The following is a 1,569-nucleotide window of genomic DNA, read 5'->3' as shown; positions in this document are numbered from 1 at the left end:
CCGCCGGCGACCTGAAAAAACTGCACCCGCGCCCGCACCGGCTGCGCGCCGCGCTGGGGCTGGATGCCAAGAACCCGGGCATCGTGCTGCCCCAGGTGGACCTCGACAACGCCGTCGAAGAGGCAGTCACCGGTGCGCTGTCGTTCAATGGCCAGCGCTGCACGGCGCTGAAGATCCTGTTCGTACACGAGGACGTGGTCGATGCTTTCCTCGACAAGTTCCAGCGCAAGCTGGCCGCGCTCAAGCCTGGCATGCCTTGGGAGCCAGGCGTGGCGCTGACACCGCTGCCGGAGCCCGGCAAGGTCGATTACCTCGACGGCCTGGTCGCCGATGCCACCGCCAAGGGCGCCCGCGTGCTCAACGAAGGCGGCGGGCACAGCCGTGGCTCGTTCTTCTACCCCGCCGTGCTGTACCCGGTGAAGAGCGACATGCGCGTGTACCACGAGGAGCAGTTCGGCCCGCTGGTGCCGGTAGTGCCCTACCGCAACCTGCAAACGGTGATCGACTATGTACTGGAGTCCGACTACGGCCAGCAACTGAGCCTGTTCGGCAATGACCCGGCGACCATCGGCAGCCTGGTCGACATCTTTGCCAACCAGGTCGGGCGCATCAACATCAACGCGCAATGCCAGCGCGGCCCCGACACCTATCCGTTCAACGGCCGCAAGAACAGCGCCGAAGGCACCCTGTCGGTACACGACGCCCTGCGTGTGTTCTCGATCCGCACGTTGGTCGCCACGCGCTTCCAGGAGGCCAACAAGGAACTGATCAGCGAGATCATTCGCAACCGGCAGTCGAGCTTCCTGACCACCGACTACATCTTCTGACCACCGCGCTTATAGAGAATCGATCTATCCCCCCTGTCGATTTTCCATCCGCGCAAACGACTCTAAGCAACAGGGCGCCAACCGGCGCCCACTTCCAAGGAGAGTCGAACATGGCAGCCAAACCCATCCCCGAAGGCCAGCACAGCATCACGCCCTACCTGGCCATCAACGACGCCGCCAAGGCTATCGAGTTCTACAAGAAGGCCTTCTCCGCCGTCGAAATGTTTCGCCTCGACGCCCCGGGCGGCCGCGTCGGCCATGCCGAGCTGAAGATCGGCGACTCGTCGCTGATGCTGGGCGACCCCTGCGACATGGAAGGCGGTCTCACCGCCAGCCAGAAGCTCAACGGCGCAGGCGTAGGGCTGCACCTTTATGTCGAGGACTGCGACAAGGTCTATGCCCAGGCCTTGGCGGCCGGCGCCACCCAGCTGCATGCGGTGACGGACCAGTTCTACGGCGACCGTAGCGGCACCCTGAAAGACCCGTTCGGCAACATCTGGTTCGTTTCCACTCACAAGGAGGACCTGACCCCCGACGAAATTCGCGCCCGCGCGGCGAAGATGTTCGGTGGCACTGCCCAGTAAGTTGAAAGCGGCGCGACTTTGCTTGAAGCTTGGGGCTCGTAGCTGGGAGCTGCTTCATGCGAATCATCGACAAAACCGCCGCACAGGTCCGTNGCCTGACCCCTGCAGAAGAGGAGTTGCTGGTCGGCTTTGCCACCGGCAGCCTCGCCGGCCCGCGC

General features: G+C 64.0%; 2 protein-coding genes. Both read left to right on the top strand.

Translation table 11 applies throughout. From position 1 onward, the window contains the following. Positions 1-827: aldehyde dehydrogenase family protein (locus JV551A3_RS15035; RefSeq protein WP_133978860.1), on the top strand; the 827-nt coding region annotated here is incomplete at its 5' end. Positions 828-937: 110 nt separating this feature from the next. Beyond that, complete coding sequence (locus tag JV551A3_RS15030) at positions 938-1,411, top strand: VOC family protein (RefSeq protein WP_133978858.1); 474 nt, start codon at positions 938-940, stop codon at positions 1,409-1,411. Positions 1,412-1,569: the final 158 nt, after the last annotated feature.

This window comes from Pseudomonas inefficax, assembly GCF_900277125.1.
In the GTDB taxonomy this organism is placed as follows: Bacteria; Pseudomonadota; Gammaproteobacteria; order Pseudomonadales; family Pseudomonadaceae; genus Aquipseudomonas; species Aquipseudomonas inefficax.
This window is presented reverse-complemented; position numbering and strand designations above follow the sequence as displayed.